The organism is Pseudomonas sp. Irchel s3b2 (assembly GCF_900187445.1).
GTDB lineage: Bacteria > Pseudomonadota > Gammaproteobacteria > Pseudomonadales > Pseudomonadaceae > Aquipseudomonas.
Genome location: NZ_FYEB01000002.1, coordinates 168672 through 191858, shown reverse-complemented (window position 1 = coordinate 191858; position 23187 = coordinate 168672). Strand labels below are relative to the sequence as shown.

The following is a 23187-nucleotide window of genomic DNA, read 5'->3' as shown; positions in this document are numbered from 1 at the left end:
ATGACCCGCACCCATGAAATCCGCCCCGATCTGGACGAGGGAATCGACCGCAAGGTTCTCAGCCAGCTGCGCGCCCGTTTTCTGAAGCTCAACGAGGGTCGCATGGCCCGTGCCATGGAAGGGTTGTCGACCCGTCAGCAAACGGTGCTGACCCTGCTGCCGCTGTTTTTCCATGTCAATCATCCGCTATTACCGGGTTACGTTTCGGGTAGCACCCCGGCCGGGCTGTCGAATTTCGAACCTGACGCTAACGCCCTCGCCGAAGCCCAGCGCCTGACCCGCTCGTTTTCCTACAAGCCGCGCCACGGCAGCAATCCGCCGCGACCGATTCACGGCCTGTTCCTGATGGGCAGCCTCGGTACCCTGGCCCAAGCCGACCAGAGCGACATGGACGTCTGGGTCTGTCACGGACCGGACTTGAGCGAAATCGAGCTCACAGAGCTGCGCAAGAAATGCCAGTTGCTTGAGCTATGGGCCGCCAGCCAGGGCGCCGAGGCGCATTTCTTCCTGATCGACCCGGCTCGCTTCGTGCTCGGCGAGCGCGATACCCAGCTGAGTTCGGAAGACTGCGGCACCACCCAGCACTATCTGCTGCTGGATGAGTTCTACCGCACCGCAATCTGGCTGGCTGGCCGTACCCCCATCTGGTGGCTGGTGCCGGTTTATGAAGAAGCAGCGTACGACCGTTATACCCACACGCTGTTATCCAAGCGTTTTATCCGTTCCGACGAAACCCTGGACCTGGGGCATCTGGCGTATATCCCGCCCGGCGAATTCATCGGTGCCGGGCTCTGGCAATTGTTCAAAGGCATCGAGTCACCGTACAAATCAGTGCTCAAACTGCTGCTGACCGAGGTCTACGCCAGCGAACACCCCAAGGTCCATTGCCTGAGCCTGCGCTTCAAGCAGGCGGTGTTTGCCAATCGACTGGACCTCGACGAACTGGACCCATACGTCGTGGTTTACCGACGAATCGAGGAATACCTCACGGCTCGGGGTGAACCGGAACGCCTGGAGCTGGTACGCCGCGCGCTGTACTTGAAGATCAATCGCAAGCTCACCGGCAGCAGCGGTCGCACCCAGAGCTGGCAGCGTTCATTGCTCGAACGCCTGACCCACGAATGGCATTGGGATCCGCGTCAGCTCGCGCTGCTCGACAGTCGCAGCCAATGGAAAGTCCGCCAGGTCAGCGCCGAACGCCGAGCCCTGGTCGGCGAGCTGAATTACAGCTACCGCTTTCTGACGCAGTTTGCCCGCAACGAGCAGACTGTCAGCCTGATCAACAAGCGCGACCTCAATGTGCTGGGCCGGCGGTTGTACGCAGCCTTCGAGCGCAAGGCCGACAAGGTCGAATTCATCAACCCGGGCATCGCCCCCGATCTCGCCGAAGACACCCTGACGCTGGTGCAGGCGCCAAACAAGAAAGAACCGGGGCAAACCCAATGGGGTTTGTACAACGGCAGTTTGACCGTCCACGAGTGGGAGCATTTCTCGCCGATCAAACGCAGCCGTCAGTTGCTGGAACTGCTCACCTGGTGCCACCGCAATGGCGTGATCGACAGCAGCACCCGTCTGGCCCTGCACCCCGGCACCAGCGACTTGAGCGAGTTCGAACTGTTCAACTTGCTCGGCAGCCTGCAACAGAGCATCGCCCTGCCCCTGACCACCGTCGCCGAAGAGCCTTTGCTGCGCGCCAGTGTGCCGAGCGAAATATTGATTCTGGTGAACGTCGGCGTCGATCCGCTCAGGCACCATCGCGACCTGAACATCCTGATGACCACCGAACGCACCGACTCCTTGAGCTATGCCGGCGTGCGGGAAAACCTGGTACTGACCCTGGATCAGGTCACGCTCAATAGCTGGAACGAGGTGTTGGTCAGCCGTTTTGACGGCCCCCACGCCCTGCTCGACTGCCTGCGCGATTACCTCAATGACCTGCCGGACGGGCCACAACAGCCCAAGCTGCGGGTGCGTTGCTTCTGCCACAACCGTGCGCAATTCATTGCCCGACGGGTTGAAGAAATCCTCGACACCGCGCAGAACCTGCTGCTGAGCAAACTCAATCATCGTTACCTGATTCAGGTCCAGCAGCACTACCACGTGCTGGAGCTGGTGCCCGGCCAGGTCAATCACGTCGCCCTTGCCACTCTGCCGGCGCTGTTCGACTACCTCGGCGAAGAACTGGCGAGCTACAGCCCGTTTCATCTGGACCCGATGGCACTGGAAGACCATGACCTGGCGCTGATCCTGCCCATGGGGCAACCCGATTGCGTTCAGGTGTTCTACCGGATCAACGAACACCAGGCCGATCTGTATGTACTGGATGAATTCAATGCCCTGTGGCAGCAGCGCCTGCCCTATCACGATGAACACAGCCTGTTGGTGCCGCTGCAACGCTTCCTGCAATCGATCCAGTACCGGCGCGATGCCTTGCTGCCGATGGACGCAGCCCAACCGCTGAGTCTGGATACGTTGTATTACCAGATATTGCCTTCAGGTACCGCACGGGCGCGTCGGGTCGAAGCCCGGCCGGCGCCGCAAACCCCGGTCAACAAACCGTTCTATGACGTGCAGGCCATCGTCGGCAAAGCCGCACCGGGGCAGGTGCAGGTCACGTTGTACTGCAATCAGCGGGAATTTTCCGAGCTGGAACATGGCGATCAACTGTTCAGCGTAGTCGCCCGGGAAATCGTCGAGCAACGCCGCGAGACAAAACGCTATCGCTGCTACATCACCGACCTGGACCTGTCAGGCCTGCTCGGTGATGGTCATGGTTCAAGCCATTTGTATCTGCGCTACAAGGCCGACCTGGAGCGCGCCTTGAATGAGGCGCTCGAGCAGGTCTGAAGGGGTGTCATTCCGGGAAGGCGCCGCCATTGGCAGGCTGCGATTCGACTTCCAGCAGAGTCAGTTTGAGGGTCTTGCCGCCCGGTGCCGGCCAGTCGATGTGCTGACCGACTTTCAAGCCCAGCAAAGCACTGCCCACCGGCGCCAGAATGGAAATCCGGCCTTCGTCGGCGTTGGCATCCTTGGGGTAAACCAAAGTCAGGTGATAGTCCTTGCCGCTGCTCTCTTCACGGCAATGCACACGGGAATTCATGGTCACGACATCGGCGGGCACTTCATCGTGACCGACCAGAGTATCGGCGCGATCCAGTTCGGTTTGCAGCGCGATAACGCCCGGCAGCGTGTCATCCAGGCTGTCGATCAGGCGCTCCAGACGTTGTACGTCCAGACGGGTAAGGGTGATGGAAGGTGCGGTCATGATCAGGGCAGACTCCTTTCTTCTGCACGAAAAAAGCAAAACCCCGCCAGAAAAAGGCGGGGTTTTCACGAGCCTCGATGGGTTGAGGCATCTCTGGACACTATCACAGCTCAATAAATATACAAGCCAGGGGCGACCACGGCCCTTGTAGCAGCTGGCGAAGCCTGCGTTCGGCTGCGCAGCAGCCGTGAGTTCAGACGACAAGGTGTATCAGGAATGCCGAGTGTTCAGTGTTTACGACTGCTTCGCAGCCGAACGCAGGCTTCGCCAGCTGCTACAGATCGCGTGAAGCTTCAGGTGGCGGTCTTGCGCTGGGCCGCTTGAGTGCAGATCACCCGCCGCCGCTCATCATCCGCCGAGCGCCATTCGCGAATATCTTCGACATGCCGAAAACACCCAAGGCATACCTTCTGCTCATCCAGCCGACACACACCGCTGCACGGCGACGGGACCGCCGGGCTGACATTGCTGTAGAGCGGCTTGGGCGGACGGACGGGCGCAGGCGGGGTCACGATTTCACAGACCTTCGAAATCGAGTTCGACGTCGGCTTGCTGCTTGACGATGCGTTCGAGCATCTCGCCCAGCTGCTCTTCGCTCTTGTCACACATCCAGCGCTCGCTTTCTGCGTCGTAGTCGAAGTGGAAACCACCGGAGACGGCTGCCAGCCACAACTGACGCAACGGTTCCTGGCGGCTGAAGATCAACTGAGTGCCGTTTTCAAACTTAACAGTCAGCACACCGGCCGAGCTTTCCAGATCGATATCCAGATCGCTGTCGTCAAAGATGTCTTCCAGCTTTTCCTGGGTTGCATCGACCAGGTCGTGGAAACGGGCTTCGGTCAAACTCATTGCGGGAACCTCAAAAAGTGTCTACTCACGCTCAAGCGCCGCAAGATACGGGCGAGCCCCGGTGATTGCAAAGAATAACGACTCAACACCGATCTGTGGGAGCAGGCTTGCCCGCGAAGGGGTCAGCACATTCAATATCTTGTTGATTGAGCCAACGCCTTCGCGGGCAAGCACGCTCCCACACGGATTGCATTAAACCAACGCACATCCGGCCAAGCCCCGCCGGACGGGAGGTGCGTCGCATAGGCAAGCTGCCGGGTGGCCGGTATACTCCGGCGCAATTAACGCATTTTCAAGGATTTCGCCATGAAGCGCCTGATCTCTTCCCTTGCTGCGCTCGCTTCGCTCGTCGCTTTTGCCAGCTTATTGTCGGCCTGTGGTCAAAAAGGCCCGCTGTACCTGCCTGATGAGAACCAGGACCCTGTCGAGCAGGCCAAATCGTCGCAACAGCAGCCTGCTTCCAAGGCACACAAGCACGACGTCTACCAATAAGGGAACATCATGGACGCTTTTAACTACCGTGACGGTGAACTGTTCGCGGAAGGTGTTGCCCTGTCTGCTATCGCTGATCGCTTTGGTACACCGACCTACGTTTACTCGCGCGCACACATCGAAGCCCAATACCTGGCTTACGCCGATGCGCTGGCCGGCATGCCGCACCTGGTGTGCTTTGCAGTCAAGGCCAACTCCAACCTGGGCGTACTGAATGTCCTGGCGCGTTTGGGCGCCGGTTTTGACATCGTATCCCGTGGCGAGCTGGAGCGCGTACTGGCCGCTGGCGGCAGTGCTGACAAGATCGTGTTCTCCGGTGTCGGCAAGACCCGTGACGACATGCGTCGGGCGCTGGAAGTCGGCGTGCACTGCTTCAACGTCGAGTCCACCGATGAGCTCGAACGCCTGCAAGTGGTGGCCGCCGAGCTGGGCGTTCGCGCGCCGATTTCGTTACGCGTCAACCCGGACGTCGATGCTGGCACTCACCCGTACATCTCCACCGGCCTGAAGGAAAACAAGTTCGGCATCGCCATCGCCGACGCCGAAGATGTGTACGTCCGTGCCGCGCAACTGCCTAACCTGGAAGTGGTCGGCGTCGATTGCCACATCGGTTCGCAACTGACCACCCTGCCGCCGTTCATCGATGCTCTCGACCGCCTGCTGGGCCTGGTCGACCGCCTCGGCGATTGTGGCATTTACCTGCGCCACATCGATCTCGGTGGTGGTTTGGGCGTGCGTTATCGCGATGAAGAGCCGCCCTTGGCTGCCGACTACATCAAAGCCGTGCGCGAGCGCCTTGACGGTCGTGACCTGGCGCTGGTGTTCGAGCCGGGCCGTTTCATCGTCGCCAACGCTGGCGTGCTACTGACCCAGGTCGAGTACCTCAAGCACACCGAGCACAAAGACTTCGCCATCGTCGACGCGGCCATGAACGACCTGATCCGCCCGGCGCTGTATCAAGCCTGGATGGACGTCACCGCCGTGCGCCCGCGCAACAGCGCCGCTCGCGCCTACGACATCGTTGGCCCGATTTGCGAAACCGGCGACTTCCTGGCAAAGGATCGTGAGCTGGCCCTGGAAGAAGGCGACCTGCTGGCCGTGCATTCGGCCGGTGCCTATGGGTTTGTCATGAGCTCCAACTACAACACCCGCGGCCGTGCCGCTGAAGTGTTGGTGGACGGTGATCAGGCATTTGAAGTGCGTCGCCGTGAGACGGTAGCCGAGTTGTTTGCTGGCGAAAGCCTGCTGCCGGAGTAAAACCATGCTGCTGCGTTTTACCAAGATGCACGGCCTGGGCAATGACTTTATGGTTCTCGACCTGGTCAGCCAGCACGCGCACATCCTGCCAAAACACGCCAAGCAATGGGGCGATCGGCACACCGGCGTCGGTTTCGACCAGTTGCTGATCGTCGAGGCGCCGAGCAACCCGGATGTGGACTTCCGCTATCGGATCTTCAACGCCGACGGCTCCGAAGTGGAACAGTGCGGCAACGGTGCGCGCTGCTTCGCCCGTTTCGTGCTCGACAAGCGCCTTACCGCCAAGCGGCTGATTCGCGTCGAGACCAAAAGCGGCATCATCGAACTGGACATCCGCAACGATGGCCAGATCAGCGTCAACATGGGTGCTCCGCGCCTGGTACCGGCCGAGATTCCGTTCGAAGCTCCGAGCCAGGCCCTGAGCTATCAGGTCGACGTCGACGGCACCACGGTCGAACTGGCCGCGGTGTCCATGGGCAACCCCCATGCCGTGTTGCGGGTCAGCGACATCAACAACGCACCGGTGCATGAACTGGGGCCGAAAATCGAACATCACCCGCGCTTCCCGGCACGGGTCAATGTCGGTTTTCTCCAGGTCATCGACCGGAACCGTGCGCAGTTGCGCGTCTGGGAACGCGGGGCCGGGGAAACCCAGGCATGCGGAACCGGCGCCTGTGCTGCCGCAGTGGCCGCGATCAGCCAGGGGTGGATGGATTCGCCGCTATTGATCGACCTGCCCGGCGGGCGTCTGTCCATTGAATGGGCAGGCCCTGGCCAACCGGTCATGATGACCGGCCCGGCAGTGCGCGTATACGAAGGACAAGTGCGTCTTTGAGTGAGCGATATCCATGACCGACAAGCCCCAGGTTCCCGCCCTGCAGCCCGACGAATCCCCTTCCGAAAGCCTTGAGGCGGCGGCGATTGCCGCGTACCTGGAGGCTCATCCGGATTTCTTCATCGAGCACGAAGAACTGCTCCCGGCCCTGCGCATACCGCACCAGCGCGGCGACACCATTTCGCTGGTCGAACGTCAGATGACCATCCTGCGCGACCGCAACATCGAGTTGCGCCACCGCCTTTCGCACTTGATGGACGTAGCTCGCGACAACGACCGACTGTTCGACAAGACCCGCCGCCTGATTCTCACGCTGATGGACGCTACTAGCCTGGAAGATGTGGTAATCAGCGTCGAAGACAGCCTGCGCCAAGACTTCCAGGTGCCCTTCGTCAGCCTGATTTTGCTGGGCGACAACCCGATGCCGGTGGGCCGCTGGGTGACGCATGCCGAAGCACAAACGGCCATCGGCGGCTTGCTCTCCGAAGACAAAAGCGTCTGTGGCAGCCTGCGCGAACATGAACTGGACTTCCTGTTCGGCGAAGAACAGCGCAAACAGATCGGCTCCACAGCCGTCGTCGCCATCAGCTATCAGGGCATCCACGGTGTTCTGGCCATCGCCAGCCGCGATCCGCAGCACTACAAGAGCTCGGTGGGCACGCTGTTCCTGAGTTACATTGCCGAAGTCATGGGCCGCGTGCTGCCACGGGTCAACAGCTCCCTGCGCTCGGTACGCTGAACATGGAACGGCAACTGGACGCTTACTGCGAACACTTGCGCAGTGAGCGGCAGGTGTCGCCGCATACGCTGTACGCCTACCGCCGCGACCTCGACAAAGTGCTGGGCTGGTGCCTCAAACAGAACATCAGCAGTTGGGCTGCCCTGGACATCCAGCGCCTGCGCAGCCTGATCGCTCGCCTGCATGCTCAAGGCCAATCTTCCCGCAGTCTGGCGCGGCTGCTCTCGGCGGTGCGCGGGCTCTATCACTATCTGAACCGCGAAGGTTTTTGCGACCACGACCCGGCCAATGGCCTGGCACCACCCAAGGGCGAACGTCGCCTGCCGAAGACCCTCGACACTGACCGCGCACTGCAACTGCTTGAAGGCGCGGTGGAAGATGACTTTCTGGCGCGTCGGGATCAGGCGATTCTGGAGCTGTTCTATTCCTCCGGCCTGCGTCTTTCTGAATTGACCGGGCTCAACCTTGATCAACTGGACCTGGCCGACGGCATGGTTCAGGTGCTCGGCAAGGGCAGCAAGACCCGGCTGTTGCCAGTGGGCAAAAAGGCTCGCGAAGCACTGGAGTTGTGGCTGCCATTGCGGTCGCTGACCAACCCGGCGGACGACGCAGTGTTTGTCAGCCAGCAAGGCCGGCGCCTCGGCCCACGGGCGATTCAGGTGCGGGTCAAGGCCGCCGGCGAGCGCGAACTGGGGCAGAACCTGCACCCGCATATGTTGCGACACTCCTTCGCCAGCCATTTGCTGGAGTCCTCTCAGGACTTGCGGGCGGTGCAGGAACTGCTCGGCCACTCGGACATCAAGACTACCCAGATCTATACCCACCTGGACTTCCAGCACCTGGCGACGGTCTACGACAGCGCCCACCCACGGGCCAAACGCATTAAAGGCGATGATTCATGACCCTCCAATTGATCACCTTCGACCTCGACGACACCCTGTGGGACACCGCCCCAGTAATCGCCAGCGCCGAAATCGTATTGCGTGAATGGTTGACCGAGCACGCCCCGAACCTGGGCGCGGTGCCGGTGGAGCATCTGTGGTCAATTCGCGAGCGGGTGCTGAGCAACGAACCGAGCCTCAAGCACCGCATCAGTGCTTTACGTCGGCGCGTGCTGTTCCACGCACTGGAAGAGTCCGGTTATGCGCAAGCTGAAGCTTCAGACCTGGCCGATCAGAGTTTCGAAGTGTTTCTGCATGCACGGCATCAGTTGGACATTTTCCCTGAGGTGCAACCGACCCTGGAAATTCTGGCCAACCACTATGCGCTTGGCGTGGTCACCAACGGTAATGCCGATGTGCGTCGGTTGGGGCTGGCGGACTACTTCAAGTTTGCCCTGTGCGCCGAAGACATCGGCATCGCCAAGCCGGATGCGCGACTGTTTCATGAAGCGCTGCAGCGGGGCGGCGCGACCGCCGAGACCGCCGTGCATATCGGCGACCATCCCGGCGACGACATTGCCGGTGCCCAGCAGGCAGGGCTGCGTGCGATCTGGTTTAACCCGGCGGGCAAGGTGTGGGAAGCCGAGAAAGCGCCGGATGCCGAAATTCGGAGCCTGAACGAATTGCCGGGGTTGTTGGCGCGGTGGAACAATGGCTTGATCTGACCCCGTAGGAGCTGGCTTGCCAGCGAAGGCGATCTCAAGATCAGTGCAGGGCCTATTCGCTGGCAAGCCAACTCCTACAGGGTATGTGTCGGGCCTTTGGACATTGGTCCACCCATGAAAAAGCCCGCAGCGACGGCGGGCTTTTTCAGCAAGCAAGAAGCAGGCGCTTAGATAGGCCGGCTGCCGTACTTGTTATCAGGCTTCTTGGGAGGATCGGCGACCACATTGGCCTCCACTTCCTGCACCTTGCCGCCCCGTGCCAGAAACTCTTCCATGGCCTTGGCCAGGGCGTCGCGTTCCTTGTTCTTGGCTTCGACGCTCGGCAGCTCATCGACCGATACCGCAGCCTTGGCCTTGCCTTTGGCAGTCGGAACGGGCACATCACCGCCATCGTCGTCAGCAACGTCTTCCGCTGCTGTTTCCAGGCCTTCTTCGGCCTCGTCTTCGTCGCCTACTTCGAGGTCGTCGTTTTCCAGATCATCGTCGCTCATGTTCTACCTCATGACTTGCGAAAAGCAGATTAGTTATAGCCCAGCTTTGCCCTCTGTCGACGGCTGCCGGAAAAAAATCAACCACCGCTGGTAACCAGCGGTTTTATGCCCCTTCACCGTGCACGGTGGCGAGGACTTTACGGGCACCGCCATGATCACGGTGCTCGCCCAGATAAACACCCTGCCAGGTCCCCAACGCCAGTCGGCCTGCCGAGATCGGCAAACTGAGCTGACAGCCAAGTACGCTGGCCTTGAAGTGCGCCGGGAGGTCGTCCAGGCCTTCGTCGTTATGCTCATAGCCGTCTGTTCCTTGTGGGATCAGACGATTGAAAAATCGTTCGAAGTCGCGACGTACCGCCGGATCGGCGTTCTCGTTGATGGTCAACGACGCCGAGGTATGCTGTAGCCACAAATGCAACAGACCGACCCGACACGCCTTGAGTTCAGGCAAGCCGGCGAGTAACTCGTCCGTTACCAGATGAAAGCCCCGGGGCCGTGCCCGCAGGGTAATCAGAGTCTGTTGCCACATACAGTTCTCCGCACGTTCGGGGCGCATTCTAGCGCGCTCCGGGAAAAAACAAAGGCCCAAATATTCCTTCAATCGTGTAAGCCATTGGCCGTAGAAAAACGCCCGTCGTAAACGCGCCTGAACGTGTCTGAAAAAACCTTTCAGCCCTTCCTCCACTGACAAACTCCAGACAAAAAAATGCCCGGCAAGCCGGGCATTTTTTTATGCGCGTGCTTACAAGTTGTAGCCGCGTTCGTTGTGGAGTGCCAGATCGATGCCGACCGCTTCTTCTTCCTCGGTGACACGCAGACCCATGACGGCATCCAGCACCTTGAGGATGATGAAGGTAACGATCGCGGTGTAGATCACCGTGAAGCCAACGCCTTTGCACTGAATCCAGACTTGAGCACCGATGTCGGTGACGGTGCCGAATCCACCGAGGGCCGGTGCCGCGAACACGCCGGTCAGGATCGCGCCGAGGATACCGCCGATACCGTGCACGCCGAAGGCATCCAGGGAATCGTCATAACCGAGTTTGCGTTTCAGGGTGGTGGCGCAGAAGAAGCACACCACGCCCGCCGCCAGACCGATCACCAGAGCGCCCATCGGGCCCACGGTGCCGGCTGCCGGAGTGATTGCAACCAGACCGGCCACAACACCCGAAGCGATACCCAGTGCGCTTGGCTTGCCGTGGGTGATCCACTCGGCAAACATCCAGCCCAGCGCCGCAGCAGCGGTGGCGATCTGGGTGACCAGCATCGCCATGCCGGCAGTGCCGTTGGCCGCAGCAGCGGAACCGGCGTTGAAGCCGAACCAGCCGATCCACAGCATCGCGGCACCCATCAGGGTGTAACCGAGGTTGTGCGGAGCCATCGGGGTGGTTGGGAAGCCTTTACGCTTGCCCAGTACCAGGCAGGCAATCAGACCGGCTACACCGGCGTTGATATGCACCACGGTGCCGCCCGCGAAGTCGAGCACGCCCCAGTCCCACATCAGGCCGCCGTTGCCGGACCAGACCATGTGCGCAATCGGTGCGTAAACCAGGGTGAACCAGATGCCCATGAAGATCAGCATGGCGGAGAACTTCATCCGCTCGGCGAAGGCACCGACGATCAACGCCGGGGTGATGATGGCGAACGTCATCTGGAAGGTGATGAACACCGCCTCAGGGAATAGTGCCGCAGGACCGGTCAGGCTCGAAGGCGTGACACCGGCGAGGAACGCCTTGCCCATGCCGCCAAAGAACGAGTTGAAGTTGACGACGCCCTGCTCCATGCCGGTGGTGTCGAACGCGATGCTGTAGCCATAAATGACCCACAGAATGCTGATCAGACCGGTAATGGCGAAGCACTGCATCATCACGGAAAGAATGTTTTTGGAGCGAACCATGCCGCCGTAGAACAGCGCGAGGCCGGGAATGGTCATGAACAGCACAAGGGCTGTCGAGGTCATCATCCAGGCGGTATCGCCGGAATTGAGGACTGGGGCCGCCACTTCGTCTGCCGCCATGGCCAGGCCGGGCATTACGAGGGACAACAGGGCTCCTAGCCCTGCGAATTTACGCAGAGTCATATTGTTTTCTCCTGGGGCGTTGGGTTTGTGGCGGCTTAGATTGCGTCGGTATCGGTTTCGCCGGTACGGATGCGAATCGCCTGTTCCAGATTGACCACGAAGATCTTGCCGTCACCGATCTTGCCGGTGTTGGCGGCCTTGGTTATCGCCTCGATAACCTCGTCCAGTTGCTTGTCGTCGATGGCGACATCAATCTTCACCTTGGGCAGGAAATCGACCACGTACTCCGCGCCGCGGTACAGCTCGGTGTGACCCTTCTGTCGACCGAAGCCTTTGACTTCAGTAACGGTAATGCCCTGCACGCCGATGTCGGACAGCGACTCGCGCACATCGTCCAACTTGAACGGCTTGATGATGGCAGTGACTAGCTTCATGAAAACTCTCTCCCGAATTGGTGGACTTGCCCCAGGAAAACAAACCCGACTCAAGTCTAAGCGCAGTGCCTGGCTTTGTAACGCATCGTCGGCCTTACCTGCCCGTCCGACGCCAGCGAACCACTCCGCACGAAACTTCCCCCGTTCCGCTTGGCGCACTGCATTCGTCACAGCGACTGCATCAGTGCATGGGTCACCAGCGACTAAGCAGAAAGCTTGCCATCTATCCAAAACCCATTGATTTCAAGCCCTTGGCTGCTACCTCAAGCCCTTTCGCCCGATAGACGCAACGGTTACGCACAACAACAGTGCGATACCGTCCATCCCTATGCGCGAAAAGCGTGCATCGCAGCCGCCGAGATTGACTATAGACACTGCGTGATACACTGCCCGCCATTGTTGACAGGACATTTCCCATGCTCGCGCCCAAAGACTTCCTCGACGCCCTGAGCGGCACCGCCTCCCGCCTCTTCAGCGGCGACACTCCACTGCCGAAAAGCGAAATCGAAAGCCAGTTCAAAGCCCTGCTGCAGAGCGGCTTCAGCAAGCTGGACCTGGTGAGTCGGGAAGAATTCGACAGCCAGATGGTTGTGCTCGCGCGGACTCGAGCACGGCTGGAGAGTCTTGAGGCGAAGGTGGCGGAGCTGGAAGCGAAGCTCAATCCACCAGCTGACGCCGAGTAACCTGATCGTTCCCACGCTCTGCGTGGGAACGATGATTCAATGCGTCCCGTGGTGCCAGCGCTCAGAGACGCCCAGCAACCCACCTCAACAGAGCGCCCGATTCTGAGCCTGCGGAATTGGCCTGAAATGTCGTTGAGTTTGCTGCACTGGAATAACCAGCCGTGGATTCGGTTGCAAGATGTTCCGCAGATGCATTAACTGACTGGAATCAGCTCGCCACCCCAGCAACATCCTGCGAAAGTTTGGTTACTCCGCCGCCACGCTAAATCATCTGCCCACGACTACCCTTCAAAAACCGCAGGAAGCGGTCCCCGTCAGCTCAAGGAACGACCATGTCCCTCTCCATCGTCCACAGCCGCGCCCAGGTCGGCGTGGAAGCGCCCGCCGTCACCGTAGAAGTTCATCTGGCCAATGGCTTGCCATCGCTGACGATGGTCGGTTTACCCGAAGCCGCTGTGAAGGAAAGCAAAGACCGGGTACGCAGCGCGATCATCAATTCGGGGCTGCAATTTCCGGCGCGGCGTATCACGTTGAATCTTGCCCCGGCCGATTTACCGAAGGACGGCGGACGGTTCGATCTGGCGATTGCGCTGGGGATTCTCTCGGCCAGTGTGCAAGTGCCGACATTGACGCTTGATGACGTCGAGTGCCTGGGAGAGTTGGCACTGTCGGGTGCAGTGCGAGCGGTTCGCGGTGTATTGCCGGCGGCGCTGGCGGCGCGCAAGGCCGGGCGCACGCTGGTGGTGCCGCGTGCGAATGCCGAAGAGGCCTGCCTGGCTTCGGGGCTGAAAGTGATTGCGGTGGACCATTTGCTGGAGGCGGTCGCGCATTTCAATGGCCACACGCCCATCGCGCCCTACGCTTCCAATGGTTTGCTCTACGCCAGCAAACCCTATCCCGATTTGAATGAAGTGCAGGGGCAACTCGCGGCCAAGCGCGCGTTGCTGATTGCCGCGGCAGGGGCTCATAACTTGCTGTTCAGCGGCCCCCCGGGGACAGGGAAAACCCTGTTGGCGAGTCGTCTGCCCGGGCTGTTGCCGCCATTGGCCGAGAGTGAAGCGCTGGAAGTCGCGGCGATTCAATCCGTCGCCAATTGTGTGCCATTGAGTCATTGGCCGCAGCGACCGTTTCGCCAACCCCACCACTCCGCTTCAGGCCCGGCACTGGTGGGCGGCGGCTCAAAACCACAACCCGGTGAAATCACCCTCGCCCACCATGGCGTGTTGTTCCTCGATGAACTCCCGGAATTTGATCGCAAGGTCTTGGAGGTACTGAGAGAACCACTGGAATCCGGCCATATCGTGATCTCCCGCGCCAAGGACCGCGTACGCTTCCCGGCGCGCTTTCAACTGGTCGCTGCGATGAATCCCTGCCCCTGTGGATATCTTGGCGAACCGAGTGGCCGTTGCTCCTGTACACCGGACATGGTGCAGCGTTATCGCAACAAACTGTCGGGGCCACTGCTGGACCGCATCGATCTGCACCTGACCGTCGCTCGCGAAGCCACGGCATTGAATCCTGCGTTGAAACCCGGCGACGACACTGCCACCGCCGCCGAGTTGGTCGCCGATGCACGAGAACGGCAACAAAAACGCCAGGGCTGTGCCAATGCATTCCTCGATTTGCCGGGTCTGCGCAGACACTGCAAGTTATCCACAGTCGACGAAACCTGGCTGGAAACGGCGTGTGAACGGCTGACCTTGTCACTGCGAGCGGCCCATCGACTGCTCAAAGTTGCTCGCACCTTGGCGGACCTTGAGCAAATCGATGGCATCACCCGTGAACACTTGGCCGAAGCGCTGCAATATCGGCCGACAACGCTCTAGCCGGTGTCACCCCTTGGTGAGATCAACCAACGGCGTCTGCCGTACTTCAGTCTCCCGCCCACCCTGAATCTCGCTCACCTGCTTCAACGCTTTATCCACAGCGGCCTTATCCGCCAACAAGCTGTAGCTGATCCGGAACTGTTTCTGTTCCTTCGGCCCGATCATCGGCACCAGGTTCAGTGGCCGCTGATACCGGCGGTTGTAGGAAAAACTCGTGCCCGGCTCCAGCCCCGTGACATAGCCCTGCCCTTGGGTATCGGTGTTTTTCCACAGGGAGAACACGGGCAGGCTTTGAGTGTTGAAGCCGACCGAGACACCCAAACTGCCGGCCTTGTTATGCAGCACGGTCAACGTATCGCCCTTGGCATCGGCATACGGCACCACGTTGTAGACCGTTTCGTCGTAGTCCTTGGTCGGTGCGCGGTAGGTTTGCCAGTCAGGCAGATCGCCCTTGGCCTTGTCGTTGAATGGCGATACCTGCTTCACCGGCGCGGCGAAGCGGGCGCCTTGCTCCAGGAACGGGGTGCTGAAGTTGCTGTGATACAGCGCCTGGTATTCCTTCGGATAGTCGCCGTTGTTGGTCAGGGTGTCGTTGAGGGCGAACGCTACGCTGCCGGGCTCGGTGACCAGTTCGGTCGCGACAGAGAAGTCGACTTTCTTGAACGCCTGCTCTTTCAGTTCGCCGCGCAGAGTGATGGCATACGGTGGTTTTTCATCGATGTGCAGGGTGACTTTGTTCGCAGGAATGTTGGCGGCCCGACCGTGCAGGGTCAGCAGTTCGCCGTTGTCGATGCCGGGATGGCCGACCCATTCGTAGCCGCAGCGGGTGACGAGTTCGTTGAAACCTTCCAGCCAGCCCAGGCCACCACGGCCGTTGAGTTCGATGAAGGAAGGATTGACCACTTCCTTGACCGGCGAATCCCAGCCCATGCGCACATTGCCTACAGACGCCTGTAGGACGTTCATGCCGCGAGTGGGCACTACCGAGAGTTTCATCGTGCCGTTATCGATGTCGACGATGCTGACGCCCTCCTGCCGCCCGCCATGCAAGGTGCGCAGGGTCACGGAGAAGGGTTTGTCGGTTTTCACACCCAACTGCTGGCTGGTGATCTGCCAGTTCTGGGCGGCTTTGTCGGTGTCGAGCAGGACGTAGTCCCAAGCCATAGCTTGGGAGGCAGCGGACAGCGCGCTGAGGGCAACGAAGAGTTTGAGCGGGGTCATGGCAGCAGCCTTTCTTGGAGTTGTGCCAATTTTATAGACTTGAAGAAACGTTTCAGCAAGCATAAAAATCGAGACATCGGTAGTAAATGCCAAGAAAGACACCTCATTAGGAATTGATCCCAAGATTTGGACAAGGGGAAAACAAGCAACCTGCACGAAGGTCCCCATCAGCAGATTTTCGGCGGTTCCATCGATTCAGCCCAGACGTTCGACATCCGGTAATTCCATCGCCCGGACTTCGCCTTGCAGGAAATCGCTGAGGCGGTGCAAACGCTCACCGCCGGGGCGGGTTTTCGGCCAGACCAGGTAATAATGCTCACCACTGGCGACGGCCGTCGGCCACGGCAAACTCAGACGTCCCTGCGCAACATCCTCCGCCACCATCAACAAGTCACCCATGGACACGCCATAACCTCGGGCGGCAGCGATCATGCCCAGCTCCAGTGTGTCGAACACTTGCCCGCCCTTGAGCGAAACTTGATCAGTCAGGCCCATGCGCTCCAGCCAGTTGCGCCAATCACGGCGGTCCGGCGTCGGGTGCAACAGTTCGGTACTGGCCAGGCGCGCAACGTCCCACGGCTGATCCTTCAGAAGATTCGGCGCGCCCACCGGAATCAGCTCTTCGGGGAACAGGCAAGTCGCCTCCCAGTCCGGTGGAAAACGTCCGTTGCTGAGAATGACGGCACAGTCGAAGGGTTCGTGGTTGAAGTCCACCGTATCGACATCCATCCAGGCGCTGGTCAATTGCACCTCGTTTCCCGGTCGCAGGTGCCGAAAACGGCTGAGCCGCGCCAACAGCCAGCGCATGGTCAGGGTCGACGGGGCTTTCATGCGCAGGATGTCGTCCTCGGCGCGCAAGGTATTGCAGGCCCGCTCAAGGGCAGTGAAGCCTTCGCGAATACCGGGCAGGATCAGCCGCGCCGATTCGGTCAGTTGCAGGTTGCGCCCGCTGCGATGAAACAACCGACAGGCGAAATGCTCTTCGAGCGTACGAATGTGTCGGCTGACCGCACTTTGCGTGATCGACAGTTCTTCGGCGGCGCGAGTAAACGAACTATGCCGCGCCGCCGCTTCGAATGCTCGAAGGGCATACAAGGGAGGAAGACGACGGGACATCAGGAAAGCTCCTACAGCGTGATTGTTTCAACTTATCAGAAACTCTCTGGCATGAGTTTTAATCATGCCACCCATCCTTTTTATCCCTTTGTGCAAACCCCGCAGAGCGCCGAGAATCAACGCTTCCTGTTCTCTCCGACACTCGAGCGTGATGATCATGCAGCATCCAGCGCGTATTGAACTCTGGGCCATCCTGCGGCTGGCGGGGCCGTTGATTGCCTCGCAGTTGGCGCACATGTTGATGGTCCTCACCGACACGTTGATGATGGCGCGCCTGAGCCCCGAAGCACTGGCCGGCGGCGGTCTGGGGGCGGCGACGTATTCGTTCGTGTCGATTTTCTGCATTGGCGTGATCGCCGCCGTCGGCACCCTGGTGGCGATCCGTCAGGGCGCGGGCGACATCATTGGCGCGGCGCGGCTGACCCAGGCCGGGTTGTGGCTGGCATGGTTGATGGCGCTGGTGGCGGGTTTGCTGCTGTGGAACCTGAAACCAGTGTTGCTGTTGTTCGGCCAGACCGAAACCAACGTTCAGGCGGCTGGCCAGTTTCTGTTGATCCTGCCGTTCGCCCTGCCCGGCTACCTGAGCTTCATGGCACTGCGCGGCTTTACCAGCGCCATCGGCCGGGCGACACCGGTGATGGTTATCAGCCTCGCCGGCACTGTGGCTAACTTCCTGCTCAACTATGCGTTGATCACCGGCATGTTCGGTCTGCCAAAAATGGGTCTGGTGGGCATCGGTCTGGTCACGGCGATCGTTGCCAACCTCATGGCGCTGGCGCTCGCGCTGCATATTCGTCGGCATCCGGCCTACGACGCCTATCCGTTGCGTCAGGGTCTGTCGCGGCCCAACCGTCAGTACTTGAAGGAATTGTGGCGCCTGGGCCTGCCGATTGGCGGCACCTATGCGGTGGAAGTCGGCCTGTTTGCCTTCGCCGCGCTGTGCATGGGCACCATGGGCAGTACGCAACTGGCGGCGCATCAGATCGCCCTGCAAATCGTCTCGGTGGCGTTCATGATTCCGGCGGGGCTTTCCTACGCGATCACCATGCGCATCGGCCAACATTACGGCGCCAGGCAATTGCTCGATGCGCGGTTGGCCGGACGGGTCGGGATCGCCTTCGGGGCGGCGGCAATGCTCGGCTTCGCGATGGTCTTCTGGCTGCTGCCGCATCAGTTGATCGGCTTGTTCCTGGACCACAACGACCCGGCGTTCCGCGAAGTCATCAACCTGGCCGTGAGCCTGTTGGCGGTAGCGGCATGGTTCGAGCTGTTCGACGGCACGCAAACCATCGCCATGGGCTGCATCCGCGGACTCAAGGATGCCAAAACTACGTTCCTGGTGGGTTTGGGTTGCTACTGGCTGATCGGCGCACCGGCCGCCTGGTGGATGGCCTTCCATTTGAACTGGGGGCCAACGGGAGTCTGGTGGGGTCTGGCGCTGGGGCTGGCGTGTGCGGCGGTGAGCCTGACGCTGGCGTTTGAGTGGAAGATGAAGCGGATGATCAGGCGGGAGCCAGCATCAGAGCAAAATTTCGAGATCGCTTAGTCCTGTAGGAGCGAGGCTTGCCCGCGAAGGCGGCATGTCAGTTAACAACAATGTCGACTGACACGCAGCCTTCGCGGGCAAGCCTCGCTCCTACAGGGTCTATGGTTAGCTCACGACTTCCAGTGCGGGCTGCTGACTGCTGCCGAACGTCAGGTACTCAACCAACTCCGCCAACGGCAACGGCTTGCTGATCAGATACCCCTGCACCTGATCGCAACCAAACCCGCGCAACAAATCCAGCTGCTCCAGTGTTTCTACACCTTCGGCGACCACTTCCAGGTTGAGGTTGTGCGCCAGGTTGATCATCGCGTGCACCAGTTTGCGATTTTCTTCTCGTTCCTCCATACCGCCAACAAAACTCTTGTCGACCTTCAGCAAGGCAATCGGCAGGCTGTTGAGGTGCACGAACGAAGAAAACCCGGTGCCGAAATCATCCAGCGAGAAGCGCACGCCCAAACGCCCGAGGGCGTCCATGGTCTGCTTGACCAGATCGCTGCGACGCATCACCGCGGTTTCGGTCAGTTCGAATTCCAGCCATTGCGCCTCGACGCCGCGCTCGGCAATCAGCCGGCTGAGGGTCGTCAGCAATTGACTGTCCTGAAACTGCCGGAACGACAGGTTGATCGCCATGTGCAGCGCTGGCAGACCTCGTTCGCGCAACGCTTGCATGTCTCGCAGGGCCCGGGAAATCACCCAGTAACCCAGCGGCACGATCAAGCCGCTTTGCTCGGCCAGCGGCACGAATTCGCTGGGGGGCAACAAGCCGCGTTCGCCATGACGCCAGCGCACCAAGGCTTCGAGGCCGACGATCTGGCCATCTTCAAGGTTCAGCCGTGGCTGGTAATGCAGCTCCAGCTCATCGCGGCGCAAGGCCCGGCGCAGCTCGCTTTCGAGGTCGGCGATGCTGCGGGCATTGCGATTGATCCGTTCGTTGAAGATGTGGAAGGTGCAGCCCTGAGTGCTCTTGGCCTGCTGCATGGCGATGTGCGCGTGCCACATCAACGGGTCGGCACCGGCCTGGGCCCGAGCGTGGGCAATGCCGAGACTGGAACCGATCAACAGGCTTTCGCCGTCGATCCAATAGGGTTCGGACAGGGCTTCGGTAATGCGTTCGGCCATCCATTCGGCGCGCTGAGGGGCGCGGCGAGTATCGATCAGCAGGGCGAATTCATCGCTGCCCAGCCGCGCCAGTTGATCGCTGGCCTCCAGTTGGCTTTTCAGCCGCGAGACCACTTGCAGGATCAACCGATCGCCAGCCTGATGGCCAAGGGCGTCGTTGGCGTGTCGAAAGTTGTCGAGATCGAGGTGACCGAGGGCCAGACCGCGGCCTTCGTTTTCAGCCAGACGCGCCGCCAGCAAGGTCTGGAAGCCCTGACGGTTGGCGATACCGGTCAACGGGTCCTGCTCGGCCAGGCGTTGCAAGGTGTTTTCCAGTACGCCGCGCTCACGCACATGGCGCAGGCAGCGGCGCAACATGCCGGGATCCAGCAGATTGCGCACCAGCCAGTCGCTCACACCGTCGGGCGGCGCCAGCGGCTCGTGTTCGAGCAACAGCACCGTCGGCAGGTTGCAACGGCCGGGTGCCGGCTGGAGAGCAGGAATCGTCAACAACACCGCGCTGCGGTTGTCATCGAACAAATTGCTGACCGACTCCCAGCTTGGCGCGCTGAGCAGCACAGCCGCACTCCCCATCGGAGCCAGACACTCGCGCAACAACGCTGCCCACGCTGGCTCTTCGGCCAGTAGCAGCAAACGCAAGGGTTCGACAGGCGTAGACAAGCTAGCTCCTAGACTCTGCAAAGATGTAGGCGGCGGGCATTATGCCGCGCGGGTAACCAATGACCAAATGACATCGGTTATCAAATACGGCTTTTGTGTCTTGAATTACGAACAGTAGCCGCAAATTCACTCCGCATCCTGCGCGAAAGTATCAAAACCGGCAAATAGAGATAGCGTGTTGCGTCACAAGTCGGAGAGAGCAGCACAATTCTCTGAGCCTGTTAAAATGCCGGCCCATTTCGCTAACGACTCCCTGATTTCGTATGTCCCGACTCAATCCCCGGCAGCAAGAAGCCGTGAGCTACGTCGGCGGCCCTCTTTTGGTGCTCGCCGGCGCAGGCTCCGGCAAGACCAGCGTGATCACCCGCAAAATTGCGCACCTGATCCAGAGCTGCGGCATCCGCGCCCAATACATTGTCGCCATGACCTTTACCAACAAGGCCGCGCGGGAGATGAAGGAACGGGTCGGCACCCTGCTCAAGGGTGGTGAAGGCCGCGGCCTGACGGTCTGCACCTTCCACAACCTGGGCCTGAACATCATCCGCAAGGAACATGTGCGGCTGGGCTACAAACCGGGCTTCTCGATCTTCGACGAGACCGACGTCAAAGCCCTGATGACCGACATCATGCAGAAGGAATACTCGGGCGACGACGGCGTCGACGAGATCAAGAACATGATCGGCGCCTGGAAAAACGACCTGATCCTGCCGCCCGAAGCCCTGGAAAACGCGCGCAACCCCAAGGAACAGACCGCCGCCATCGTCTACACCCACTATCAGCGCACGCTCAAGGCGTTCAACGCGGTGGACTTCGACGACCTGATCCTGCTGCCGGTAAAACTGTTCCAGGAACACGACGACATCCTGGAAAAATGGCAGAACAAGGTCCGCTATCTGTTGGTGGACGAATACCAGGACACCAACGCCAGCCAGTATTTGCTGGTGAAATTGCTGATCGGCAAGCGTAACCAGTTCACCGTGGTGGGCGACGACGACCAGTCAATCTATGCCTGGCGCGGTGCCCGTCCGGAAAACCTGATGCTGCTCAAGGACGATTACCCGTCCCTGAAAGTGGTGATGCTCGAGCAAAACTACCGTTCCACCAGCCGCATCCTGCGCTGCGCTAACGTGCTGATCTCCAACAACCCGCACGAATTCGAAAAGCAGCTGTGGAGTGAGATGGGCCACGGCGATGAAATCCGTGTGATTCGTTGCCGCAACGAAGACGCCGAAGCCGAGCGCGTGGCCGTGGAAATCCTCAGCCTGCACTTGCGCACCGACCGCCCCTACAGCGACTTCGCGATTCTGTATCGCGGCAACTACCAGGCCAAGCTGATCGAGCTGAAACTGCAGCATCACCAGGTGCCTTACCGACTCTCTGGCGGCAACAGCTTTTTCGGACGTCAGGAAGTGAAAGACCTGATGGCCTACTTCCGGCTGATCGTGAACCCGGACGACGACAACGCCTTCCTGCGGGTGATCAACGTCCCACGCCGGGAGATCGGTTCGACCACGCTGGAAAAGCTGGGCAACTACGCCACTGAGCGAAAAATCTCGATGTACGCCGCCACCGACGAAATCGGCTTGGGCGAGCATCTGGACACGCGCTTCACCGATCGCCTGTCGCGCTTCAAGCGTTTCATGGACAAAGTCCGCGAGCAGTGCGCCGGCGAAGACCCGATCTCCGCCCTGCGCAGCATGGTCATGGACATCGATTACGAAAACTGGCTGCGCACCAATAGCTCCAGCGACAAGGCCGCCGATTACCGCATGGGTAACGTCTGGTTCCTGATCGAGGCGCTGAAGAACACGCTGGAGAAAGACGAAGAAGGCGAAATGACCGTCGAGGACGCCATCGGCAAACTCGTTCTGCGCGACATGCTGGAGCGTCAGCAGGAAGAGGAAGACGGCGCCGAAGGCGTGCAGATGATGACCTTGCACGCCTCCAAGGGTCTGGAATTCCCCTACGTATTTATCATGGGCATGGAAGAGGAAATTCTCCCGCACCGCTCCAGCATCGAAGCCGACACCATCGAAGAGGAACGCCGCCTGGCCTACGTCGGAATTACCCGAGCGCGTCAGACGCTGGCGTTCACCTTCGCCGCCAAGCGTAAGCAATACGGCGAGATCATCGACTGCGCGCCCAGCCGTTTCCTCGATGAACTGCCGCCGGACGATCTGGCCTGGGAAGGCAACGATGACACCCCGACCGAAGTCAAAGCGGTTCGCGGCAACAGTGCATTGGCAGATATACGCGCGATGTTAAAGCGCTAGAATCGAGCACTTTTTAACCGAACACTTTTGGCGCACAAGGCGTCAGTAGAGGACAGCTTCATGGAAGCACTACACAAGAAAATTCGCGAAGAAGGCATCGTGCTTTCCGACCAGGTCCTGAAAGTCGACGCCTTTTTGAACCATCAGATCGACCCGGCCCTGATGAAGTTGATCGGCGACGAATTCGCCACGCTGTTCAAGGACTCGGGCATCACCAAGATTGTCACCATCGAAGCCTCGGGCATCGCACCGGCGATCATGACCGGCCTGAACCTCGGCGTGCCGGTGATTTTCGCCCGCAAGCATCAGTCCCTGACCCTGACTGAAAACCTGCTGTCGGCGACCGTTTACTCGTTCACCAAGCAGACCGAAAGCACCGTGGCGATCTCCCCGCGCCACCTGACCAGCAGCGACCGCGTGCTGATCATCGACGACTTTTTGGCCAACGGTAAGGCGTCGCAAGCGCTGATTTCGATCATCAAACAGGCCGGCGCGACCGTGGCCGGTTTGGGTATTGTGATCGAGAAGTCGTTTCAGGGCGGTCGTGCGGAACTGGATGCCCAGGGTTATCGCGTTGAATCGTTGGCGCGGGTGCAGTCGCTGAAGGATGGCGTTGTAACCTTCATCGACTAGAGCCACACCGCATTTTCCGTGGGAGCGAGCCTGCTCACTCCCACATTAAACCGCGTCCGCTTGGACAACTCGGTCAACTGTGGGAGGAGCTTGCTCCGGGCGGCGTTCCGACGATGAACGAT

22 protein-coding genes and 1 pseudogene are annotated in these 23187 nt (G+C 60.1%); 13 read left to right on the top strand and 10 right to left on the bottom strand.

The features are described from left to right. On the top strand, positions 1-2847 hold the full coding sequence (locus tag CKW20_RS07700; protein ID WP_095052404.1) for a class I adenylate cyclase: 2847 nt from the start codon (positions 1-3) through the stop codon (positions 2845-2847). 7 nt (positions 2848-2854) lie between these two features. On the opposite strand, the gene rnk is transcribed toward CKW20_RS07700, so the two are convergent. The 3 genes from rnk to cyaY form a co-directional block, all read right to left on the bottom strand. Next, complete coding sequence (rnk, locus tag CKW20_RS07695; protein ID WP_008076120.1) at positions 2855-3265, bottom strand: nucleoside diphosphate kinase regulator; 411 nt, start codon at positions 3263-3265, stop codon at positions 2855-2857. 293 nt (positions 3266-3558) lie between these two features. Then, the gene (locus tag CKW20_RS07690) at positions 3559-3777 is read right to left on the bottom strand and encodes a DUF1289 domain-containing protein (RefSeq protein ID WP_095052403.1); all 219 of its coding nucleotides are present in this window, start codon (positions 3775-3777) and stop codon (positions 3559-3561) included. A gap of 4 nt (positions 3778-3781) precedes the next feature. Continuing rightward, positions 3782-4114 (bottom strand): iron donor protein CyaY, encoded by a 333-nt coding sequence (gene cyaY / locus CKW20_RS07685; RefSeq protein ID WP_095052402.1) that lies wholly within the window; start codon positions 4112-4114, stop codon positions 3782-3784. A 306-nt stretch (positions 4115-4420) separates the two neighbouring features. Here cyaY and CKW20_RS07680 point away from each other — a divergent pair, with 306 nt between their 5' ends. From CKW20_RS07680 to CKW20_RS07655, 6 genes are read left to right on the top strand one after another with little or no spacing between them, the layout of a single operon-like run. After that, positions 4421-4606, top strand: coding sequence for a lipoprotein (locus CKW20_RS07680; protein WP_095052401.1), 186 nt, complete (start codon positions 4421-4423; stop codon positions 4604-4606). A gap of 9 nt (positions 4607-4615) precedes the next feature. Further along, entirely contained in the window at positions 4616-5863 is a 1248-nt protein-coding gene (lysA, locus tag CKW20_RS07675; protein WP_095052400.1) for a diaminopimelate decarboxylase, read from the top strand. Positions 5864-5867: 4 nt separating this feature from the next. Then, positions 5868-6698, top strand: coding sequence for a diaminopimelate epimerase (gene dapF / locus CKW20_RS07670; RefSeq protein WP_095052399.1), 831 nt, complete (start codon positions 5868-5870; stop codon positions 6696-6698). Positions 6699-6711: 13 nt separating this feature from the next. Further along, positions 6712-7437, top strand: coding sequence for a DUF484 family protein (locus CKW20_RS07665; protein ID WP_030129117.1), 726 nt, complete (start codon positions 6712-6714; stop codon positions 7435-7437). 2 nt (positions 7438-7439) lie between these two features. Next, the gene (gene xerC / locus CKW20_RS07660; RefSeq protein WP_095052398.1) at positions 7440-8339 is read left to right on the top strand and encodes a tyrosine recombinase XerC; all 900 of its coding nucleotides are present in this window, start codon (positions 7440-7442) and stop codon (positions 8337-8339) included. Then, positions 8336-9043 (top strand): HAD family hydrolase, encoded by a 708-nt coding sequence (locus CKW20_RS07655; RefSeq protein WP_095052397.1) that lies wholly within the window; start codon positions 8336-8338, stop codon positions 9041-9043. The genes xerC and CKW20_RS07655 overlap by 4 nt, the downstream gene beginning before the upstream one ends. Before the next feature lie 167 nt (positions 9044-9210). Here CKW20_RS07655 and sutA read toward each other — a convergent pair whose 3' ends face one another. The 4 genes from sutA to glnK form a co-directional block, all read right to left on the bottom strand. Further along, the gene (gene sutA / locus CKW20_RS07650; RefSeq protein ID WP_095052396.1) at positions 9211-9534 is read right to left on the bottom strand and encodes a transcriptional regulator SutA; all 324 of its coding nucleotides are present in this window, start codon (positions 9532-9534) and stop codon (positions 9211-9213) included. Between the two features lie 103 nt (positions 9535-9637). Further along, positions 9638-10063, bottom strand: a complete 426-nt coding sequence (locus CKW20_RS07645) for a secondary thiamine-phosphate synthase enzyme YjbQ (protein ID WP_007989493.1) — start codon at positions 10061-10063, stop codon at positions 9638-9640. A gap of 213 nt (positions 10064-10276) precedes the next feature. After that, entirely contained in the window at positions 10277-11614 is a 1338-nt protein-coding gene (locus CKW20_RS07640) for an ammonium transporter (RefSeq protein WP_038980776.1), read from the bottom strand. Positions 11615-11649: 35 nt separating this feature from the next. Next, positions 11650-11988 carry a P-II family nitrogen regulator gene (glnK, locus tag CKW20_RS07635; RefSeq protein ID WP_095052395.1) on the bottom strand — a complete coding sequence of 113 codons (339 nt, stop codon included), beginning with the start codon at positions 11986-11988 and terminating at the stop codon, positions 11650-11652. A 416-nt stretch (positions 11989-12404) separates the two neighbouring features. On the opposite strand from glnK, the gene CKW20_RS07630 reads away from it, so the two are divergent. The 3 genes and pseudogenes from CKW20_RS07630 to CKW20_RS07620 all read left to right on the top strand — a co-directional run bounded on the left by CKW20_RS07630 (position 12405) and on the right by CKW20_RS07620 (position 14497). Beyond that, a complete protein-coding gene (locus CKW20_RS07630) occupies positions 12405-12671 on the top strand; it encodes an accessory factor UbiK family protein (RefSeq protein WP_007894783.1) in 267 nt (88 codons plus the stop codon). Positions 12672-12719: 48 nt separating this feature from the next. Further along, a pseudogene (locus tag CKW20_RS29810) lies at positions 12720-12863 on the top strand (phage antirepressor protein); the annotation flags it as partial. A gap of 140 nt (positions 12864-13003) precedes the next feature. Further along, entirely contained in the window at positions 13004-14497 is a 1494-nt protein-coding gene (locus CKW20_RS07620) for a YifB family Mg chelatase-like AAA ATPase (protein WP_095052394.1), read from the top strand. Positions 14498-14503: 6 nt separating this feature from the next. Here CKW20_RS07620 and CKW20_RS07615 read toward each other — a convergent pair whose 3' ends face one another. Beyond that, positions 14504-15718, bottom strand: a complete 1215-nt coding sequence (locus tag CKW20_RS07615; RefSeq protein ID WP_095052393.1) for an aldose 1-epimerase family protein — start codon at positions 15716-15718, stop codon at positions 14504-14506. A gap of 195 nt (positions 15719-15913) precedes the next feature. Then, complete coding sequence (locus tag CKW20_RS07610; protein WP_095052392.1) at positions 15914-16834, bottom strand: LysR substrate-binding domain-containing protein; 921 nt, start codon at positions 16832-16834, stop codon at positions 15914-15916. Between the two features lie 157 nt (positions 16835-16991). Here CKW20_RS07610 and CKW20_RS07605 point away from each other — a divergent pair, with 157 nt between their 5' ends. After that, positions 16992-18380, top strand: coding sequence for a NorM family multidrug efflux MATE transporter (locus tag CKW20_RS07605; RefSeq protein ID WP_095052391.1), 1389 nt, complete (start codon positions 16992-16994; stop codon positions 18378-18380). 105 nt (positions 18381-18485) lie between these two features. Here the strand turns inward: CKW20_RS07605 and CKW20_RS07600 are convergent, their stop codons facing one another. Continuing rightward, positions 18486-20159 carry a bifunctional diguanylate cyclase/phosphodiesterase gene (locus CKW20_RS07600; protein ID WP_095052390.1) on the bottom strand — a complete coding sequence of 558 codons (1674 nt, stop codon included), beginning with the start codon at positions 20157-20159 and terminating at the stop codon, positions 18486-18488. A 263-nt stretch (positions 20160-20422) separates the two neighbouring features. On the opposite strand from CKW20_RS07600, the gene rep reads away from it, so the two are divergent. Further along, the gene (rep, locus tag CKW20_RS07595) at positions 20423-22432 is read left to right on the top strand and encodes a DNA helicase Rep (RefSeq protein ID WP_095052389.1); all 2010 of its coding nucleotides are present in this window, start codon (positions 20423-20425) and stop codon (positions 22430-22432) included. Positions 22433-22492: 60 nt separating this feature from the next. Beyond that, positions 22493-23065: a xanthine phosphoribosyltransferase gene (locus CKW20_RS07590; RefSeq protein ID WP_095052388.1), complete on the top strand. Its 573-nt coding sequence runs from the start codon at positions 22493-22495 to the stop codon at positions 23063-23065. Positions 23066-23187: the final 122 nt, after the last annotated feature.

Excerpts from the sequence above, each read along its gene's own strand:
- CKW20_RS07700 (WP_095052404.1), top strand. The coding sequence starts at position 1 with ATGACCCGCACCCATGAAATCCGCCCCGATCTGGACGAGGGAATCGAC.
- rnk (WP_008076120.1), bottom strand. The coding sequence starts at position 3,265 with ATGACCGCACCTTCCATCACCCTTACCCGTCTGGACGTACAACGTCTG.
- cyaY (WP_095052402.1), bottom strand. The coding sequence starts at position 4,114 with ATGAGTTTGACCGAAGCCCGTTTCCACGACCTGGTCGATGCAACCCAG.
- CKW20_RS07680 (WP_095052401.1), top strand. The coding sequence starts at position 4,421 with ATGAAGCGCCTGATCTCTTCCCTTGCTGCGCTCGCTTCGCTCGTCGCT.
- lysA (WP_095052400.1), top strand. The coding sequence starts at position 4,616 with ATGGACGCTTTTAACTACCGTGACGGTGAACTGTTCGCGGAAGGTGTT.
- dapF (WP_095052399.1), top strand. The coding sequence starts at position 5,868 with ATGCTGCTGCGTTTTACCAAGATGCACGGCCTGGGCAATGACTTTATG.
- CKW20_RS07665 (WP_030129117.1), top strand. The coding sequence starts at position 6,712 with ATGACCGACAAGCCCCAGGTTCCCGCCCTGCAGCCCGACGAATCCCCT.
- xerC (WP_095052398.1), top strand. The coding sequence starts at position 7,440 with ATGGAACGGCAACTGGACGCTTACTGCGAACACTTGCGCAGTGAGCGG.
- CKW20_RS07655 (WP_095052397.1), top strand. The coding sequence starts at position 8,336 with ATGACCCTCCAATTGATCACCTTCGACCTCGACGACACCCTGTGGGAC.
- sutA (WP_095052396.1), bottom strand. The coding sequence starts at position 9,534 with ATGAGCGACGATGATCTGGAAAACGACGACCTCGAAGTAGGCGACGAA.
- CKW20_RS07645 (WP_007989493.1), bottom strand. The coding sequence starts at position 10,063 with ATGTGGCAACAGACTCTGATTACCCTGCGGGCACGGCCCCGGGGCTTT.
- CKW20_RS07640 (WP_038980776.1), bottom strand. The coding sequence starts at position 11,614 with ATGACTCTGCGTAAATTCGCAGGGCTAGGAGCCCTGTTGTCCCTCGTA.
- glnK (WP_095052395.1), bottom strand. The coding sequence starts at position 11,988 with ATGAAGCTAGTCACTGCCATCATCAAGCCGTTCAAGTTGGACGATGTG.
- CKW20_RS07630 (WP_007894783.1), top strand. The coding sequence starts at position 12,405 with ATGCTCGCGCCCAAAGACTTCCTCGACGCCCTGAGCGGCACCGCCTCC.
- CKW20_RS07620 (WP_095052394.1), top strand. The coding sequence starts at position 13,004 with ATGTCCCTCTCCATCGTCCACAGCCGCGCCCAGGTCGGCGTGGAAGCG.
- CKW20_RS07615 (WP_095052393.1), bottom strand. The coding sequence starts at position 15,718 with ATGACCCCGCTCAAACTCTTCGTTGCCCTCAGCGCGCTGTCCGCTGCC.
- CKW20_RS07610 (WP_095052392.1), bottom strand. The coding sequence starts at position 16,834 with ATGTCCCGTCGTCTTCCTCCCTTGTATGCCCTTCGAGCATTCGAAGCG.
- CKW20_RS07605 (WP_095052391.1), top strand. The coding sequence starts at position 16,992 with ATGCAGCATCCAGCGCGTATTGAACTCTGGGCCATCCTGCGGCTGGCG.
- rep (WP_095052389.1), top strand. The coding sequence starts at position 20,423 with ATGTCCCGACTCAATCCCCGGCAGCAAGAAGCCGTGAGCTACGTCGGC.
- CKW20_RS07590 (WP_095052388.1), top strand. The coding sequence starts at position 22,493 with ATGGAAGCACTACACAAGAAAATTCGCGAAGAAGGCATCGTGCTTTCC.